This window comes from uncultured Campylobacter sp., assembly GCF_938031315.1.
Lineage (GTDB): Bacteria > Campylobacterota > Campylobacteria > Campylobacterales > Campylobacteraceae > Campylobacter_B.
On the sequence record NZ_CALHHT010000363.1, the window covers coordinates 1 to 4,409 of the forward strand.

A 4,409-nucleotide genomic window follows, 5' to 3' on the forward strand; every position below is an offset into this window, starting at 1 on the left:
CGCTTTTAATTTATCCGCCATTTTTTTGGAACTTAAATTTTTGTTTTTAACTCTTTGCATGAGCTTTTCGTATGATTTCGCTCGTCTTTTTAAATAGCTTTCGTCATCTGAATTTTCGTCGAATTCTACAAACTCTATTAAGAAATCTATAAGCCCAACCCTTATTTGGCTTGCACCGTTTTGAATATTTTCCGTAAGCTCTTTACATTCTCTCTCATAATTTTCTGTCGCCATTTGTCGCCGAACCTTATTGTAAAATTACACTAATTATATCAAATTTTGCAGAAAGGAGGTGATTAAAATGAATACGTCAGATATGAGCCAAGATGAGCTTGATTTGTGGTCGGATATAAATAATCCAAACAATGATGCCGATATGGACGATTGGGCAGATGCACATAACCCAAATAACGACGATTATTTGGGTGTCGACGACGAGAATGAGTGATTTTACAGTTGCGATCGCTTAAATTTTATAGGTCGCCAAATTTGCATCAAAAGCCGTATTAGGCTTATAAAGGAGAAATGATGGCAAAATCTGGAGTTAGACCGCCGAATGGTCCAAGCACTACTGGTAAACCTAGCGGTAAAGGTCGCGGAAATAATCCGCCAAAAAAATAAATTTGTCTCCTCCTTCGGGAGGAGACAAATTTAAGGGGCAAATATGAAAATGACTTATATTTTGACTTTTAAAATATAAGTCATGTTTCTTGCCCGATATATCGCTTTGCCTATATGCGCTCTAGGATATTATGACATTTGCTCAAGCAGATGCGATAGGTATGGTTTTGAATGATCGTGATTTTACGCCACTTGTCGCAAAGTTTGAAAATCTGGACAAAATAACTTTAGATTTTGGGGAACAAAAAGACCAAATGATCGGTAAAAGACGCATATCTAAATTTTGTTTTGTTACACCGCCAAATAGATAAAATTTATGACCTTGCAGATGTTGTTCAAGTCGTTAAAGACAAGTGTGACAACGACGGTCATGCTAGCAATACTAAAATAGCAAATTTTTACAAAGGGAAGGGCGCAAGGCAAGCCCTATTGATTACGGTTCTTTTGTTTTGAAAAGATCTTTATGAAAGAAATACTTAAATTTTTAGATTAACTATGGCTTTAAAAGCGATCTTGCTGTAGTTTTAGTAATTTTGGATATAATCGCTCTTAAAAACTAAGGTAAAAAATGTTCATAGACAGCGTAAAATTTAGCGTCAGATCAGGGGACGGCGGCGCAGGTTGCGTCAGCTTCCGTCGCGAAAAATTCGTCATCTTGGGCGGTCCCGACGGCGGCGACGGCGGCGACGGCGGCGACGTGTATTTTAGGGTAGATAAAAACTCCCACACCCTCTCATCCTACAAGGGCAAGCGGGAGTTTAAAGCGCAAAACGGCGCGCCCGGCGAGGGTCGCAAAAAGACCGGCAAAAGCGGTGAGGATCTCTATCTCATCGTCCCTCCCGGCACCAGCGTTTACGACGAGGATAGTGGCGAGCTGGTGCTTGATATGCTAAATGACGGCGAGACGAGGCTATTTTTAAAAGGCGGCAAAGGCGGGCTTGGCAACGTGCACTTTAAAAGCTCGATCAATCAAGCCCCCGAATACGCGCAAAAAGGCCTCGAAGGCGAGACGCGTGAGGTGAGACTGGAGCTAAAACTCATCGCCGACGTGGGGCTTGTGGGCTTTCCAAACGTGGGCAAAAGCACGCTAATCTCGACCGTCTCAAACGCCAAACCTCAGATCGCAAACTACGAGTTTACCACGCTTACGCCAAAGCTCGGCCTCGTCGAGGTTGACGAATACAGCGGCTTTGTGATGGCCGATATCCCGGGCATTATCGAAGGCGCAAGCGAAGGGCGCGGGCTTGGCGTGCAGTTTTTAAAACACGTCGAGCGCACGAAAATTTTACTTTTTATGCTCGATCTTGCGAACTACCGCAGCCTTGAGGAGCAGTTTGACGCGCTACGGGCGGAGACGGCGAAATTTTCCAGAGAGCTTGCAAAAAGAGATTACGCGAACGCTCTAACTCGTGCGGACGCGGCTGAAAATTTGCAGGAAAAATTTGACGGTTTTTTGTCGCATTTGGGGCTTGCGGGCATGGCTGACGAGATGAAATTTAAACAAGATATTTATGAGTTTGACGCCGCTAAGCCGTTTTTCGTGATGCCGATATCTTCGGCTACGGGACAAAATATAAACGAGCTAAAATTTAACCTGCTTGAGCTACTTAAAAAGGAGCTGTAGATTGTGCCAAAAGCCGCGCCGCAGATGGCTTTTGTGAATGCAGGCCTTAAGCACGTCCGTATATGCGGTTAAATTTTATTTTTATCGCTCACAAATGTCGCAAAAAGATAAAATTTAAGGAAGCGAAATGAATAAAATTTTTATTCTAGTATTTTTATGCTTCGGCGCATACGGTTGTGATCCCGCTGATCCGGTACCTTATTTTATGGACTTTAACGACAAGGATCGCGACGGCGCGCTGAGCTTGCAGGAGTGGATGGCGAGCGAGGTGCCGTCTGGGCTGAAAGTAGAGCTAAATCTGCGCTCAGACTTGGAATTTAAGAGGTTGGACGCTAATCGTGACGGCAAGATTAGCCTAGATGAGCTGGCAGCGAAACCCTCTGCAAAGATTTATTGGTCCGAAGATCCGTGCGCTTTTTGGCCTTGGAAAGATCAAGGCGGAGATGAAAATCAAACCGCCGTCAAATAGGCGCACAAAACGGCAATGATGCGGCCTTTTGCGCGGAGTTTGGTTTGTGCGACGCGTATAAATTTTACTTCGCGCGGGCGAGTGCGGACCAGTTTTACTCCGCGATCTGCGTAAAATTTATTTCGCGCGCGGTCGGCGCCCGTGTGATCGCTCGCGCCGTGATGTGTCTAAATTTAAAGGAAAAGAATGAATATAGTTTTTATGGGTACGCCCGAGTATGCGGCTAAAATTTTACGCGCGCTTGCGGAGGCGAAATTTAAGATCGCTGCCGTATTTACGCAGCCCGATAAACCCGTCGGCAGGAAACAAATTTTAACTCCTAGCGAGGTAAAAATTTACGCGCAGCAGCATCTGCTCGCCGTGCCGATCTTTCAGCCTGCGAGTTTAAAAGACGAGGCGGTCGCAGCGCAGATAAAAGAGCTAAAGCCTGATTTTATCGTGGTTGCCGCATACGGTAAAATTTTGCCACAGGCCGTCCTTGATATTGCGCTTTGCATAAACTTGCACGCTTCGATCCTGCCAAAATACCGCGGCGCAAGCCCGATCCAAAGTGCGCTACTAGCGGGCGAGAAGCAGACGGGAGTGACGGCGATGCTGATGGATGCGGGGCTTGATACGGGCGATATGCTTGATTTTGCCTACACGCCTTGCGAGGACAAAACGGCGGCGCAGCTCTTTGACGAGCTGGGCGATCTAGCGGGCGATCTAATAGTTCGGACGCTACTAAATTTTACAAATTTGACGCCGCTTAAGCAAGAGGGCGCGCAGGCTACGCACTGCAAAAAGATAAGCAAATCAGACGGGCTTTTTAGCTTTGAGCAGAGCGCACAGCAAATTTATAATAAATTTCGCGCGCTAACGCCCTGGCCCGGGATCTATCTAGCTAGCGGACTTAAAATTTTAGAACTAGAGCTTTTGCGCGAATCCCGCGGGCGTAAATTTGAACGTACGGGCGAAATTTTAAGCGTCGACAAGCTCAGCTTTTGCGTTTCTTGCGGCGAGGGCGCTATCAAAATTTTAAAGGTGCAAGAGCCCGGCAAAAAGCCGGTGGACGCTAGCGCGTATCTAAACGGCAAGCGGCTAAAGATCGGCGATCTGCTATGCTAGGTTGGGTTTTGAAGGCTCGCGTTTTGCGCCGCACCTTTAGCGTAGAGGCGAAATTCCGTCGCGATCGCGAAGTAAAATTTTACTTCGCGGAATTTCTGGACGAAGCCCTGAAATCGCATTTCTATAAAATTTTAAAATCTCACTTCTATGCTCTAAAATTTTACGCTCGCAGGAGCTTTAAATTTCGCTTTGGCAGTTGCGGACCTTGCGCCGCCGCACCAAACACGCGCCATTTAAAATTCTATGATTGTGCCGCGGAGTTTTTGCAGGGTGGAGCTTTAAAATTTTATCGCAGTGCTGTCAAAAAGATCCGTATCGCCGAGAAATTTAGTAAAATTGCTAAATTTCATCGCACAAAATTCCACTATGCCGTAAAATTTTATTATCCGAAATTTCATTTTGTCGAAAAATTCTATTGCGGCTTTAAATTTAAACGCTTGCAATATCGTAAGACGAGCGCTATGCCGTACGCAAGGAGCGGGTTTTGCAGATAGAATTCGTAGAGCAGATGCCCTCCACGCAGGAGTTTTTGGTGGACGCCGTGCGGGAAGGCAGAGTAAAGCCGCCCTTCGCGATCGCGGCAGAGCG

Annotated in this window: 7 protein-coding genes; 6 read left to right on the forward strand and 1 reads right to left on the reverse strand. The window is 45.9% G+C overall.

Features of this window, described 5'->3' with window-relative positions; translation table 11 throughout:
- The coding region (locus Q0236_RS08810; protein WP_297916971.1) for a hypothetical protein at window positions 1–234 on the reverse strand (234 nt) is incomplete at its 3' end.
- A 67-nt stretch (window positions 235–301) separates the two neighbouring features.
- Between Q0236_RS08810 and Q0236_RS08815 the strand changes: the two genes are divergently transcribed.
- From Q0236_RS08815 to Q0236_RS08840, 6 genes are all read left to right on the forward strand, one after another.
- Window positions 302–448 (forward strand): hypothetical protein, encoded by a 147-nt coding sequence (locus Q0236_RS08815; protein WP_297916973.1) that lies wholly within the window; start codon window positions 302–304, stop codon window positions 446–448.
- Between the two features lie 304 nt (window positions 449–752).
- Window positions 753–932: a hypothetical protein gene (locus Q0236_RS08820; RefSeq protein WP_297916975.1), complete on the forward strand. Its 180-nt coding sequence runs from the start codon at window positions 753–755 to the stop codon at window positions 930–932.
- A 257-nt stretch (window positions 933–1,189) separates the two neighbouring features.
- On the forward strand, window positions 1,190–2,245 hold the full coding sequence (gene obgE, locus Q0236_RS08825; RefSeq protein WP_297916977.1) for a GTPase ObgE: 1,056 nt from the start codon (window positions 1,190–1,192) through the stop codon (window positions 2,243–2,245).
- A 127-nt stretch (window positions 2,246–2,372) separates the two neighbouring features.
- On the forward strand, window positions 2,373–2,714 hold the full coding sequence (locus Q0236_RS08830; RefSeq protein WP_297916979.1) for a hypothetical protein: 342 nt from the start codon (window positions 2,373–2,375) through the stop codon (window positions 2,712–2,714).
- A 186-nt stretch (window positions 2,715–2,900) separates the two neighbouring features.
- Entirely contained in the window at window positions 2,901–3,821 is a 921-nt protein-coding gene (gene fmt / locus Q0236_RS08835) for a methionyl-tRNA formyltransferase (protein WP_297916981.1), read from the forward strand.
- The gene (locus Q0236_RS08840; protein ID WP_297916982.1) at window positions 3,815–4,315 is read left to right on the forward strand and encodes a hypothetical protein; all 501 of its coding nucleotides are present in this window, start codon (window positions 3,815–3,817) and stop codon (window positions 4,313–4,315) included. Before fmt ends, Q0236_RS08840 begins: the two co-directional genes overlap by 7 nt.
- Window positions 4,316–4,409: the final 94 nt, after the last annotated feature.

What these genes read in the sequence shown, in the direction of transcription:
- fmt (WP_297916981.1), top strand. Translation starts at nt 2,901, where the DNA reads ATGAATATAGTTTTTATGGGTACGCCCGAGTATGCGGCTAAAATTTTA.
- obgE (WP_297916977.1), top strand. Translation starts at nt 1,190, where the DNA reads ATGTTCATAGACAGCGTAAAATTTAGCGTCAGATCAGGGGACGGCGGC.
- Q0236_RS08820 (WP_297916975.1), top strand. Translation starts at nt 753, where the DNA reads ATGACATTTGCTCAAGCAGATGCGATAGGTATGGTTTTGAATGATCGT.
- Q0236_RS08815 (WP_297916973.1), top strand. Translation starts at nt 302, where the DNA reads ATGAATACGTCAGATATGAGCCAAGATGAGCTTGATTTGTGGTCGGAT.
- Q0236_RS08830 (WP_297916979.1), top strand. Translation starts at nt 2,373, where the DNA reads ATGAATAAAATTTTTATTCTAGTATTTTTATGCTTCGGCGCATACGGT.
- Q0236_RS08840 (WP_297916982.1), top strand. Translation starts at nt 3,815, where the DNA reads ATGCTAGGTTGGGTTTTGAAGGCTCGCGTTTTGCGCCGCACCTTTAGC.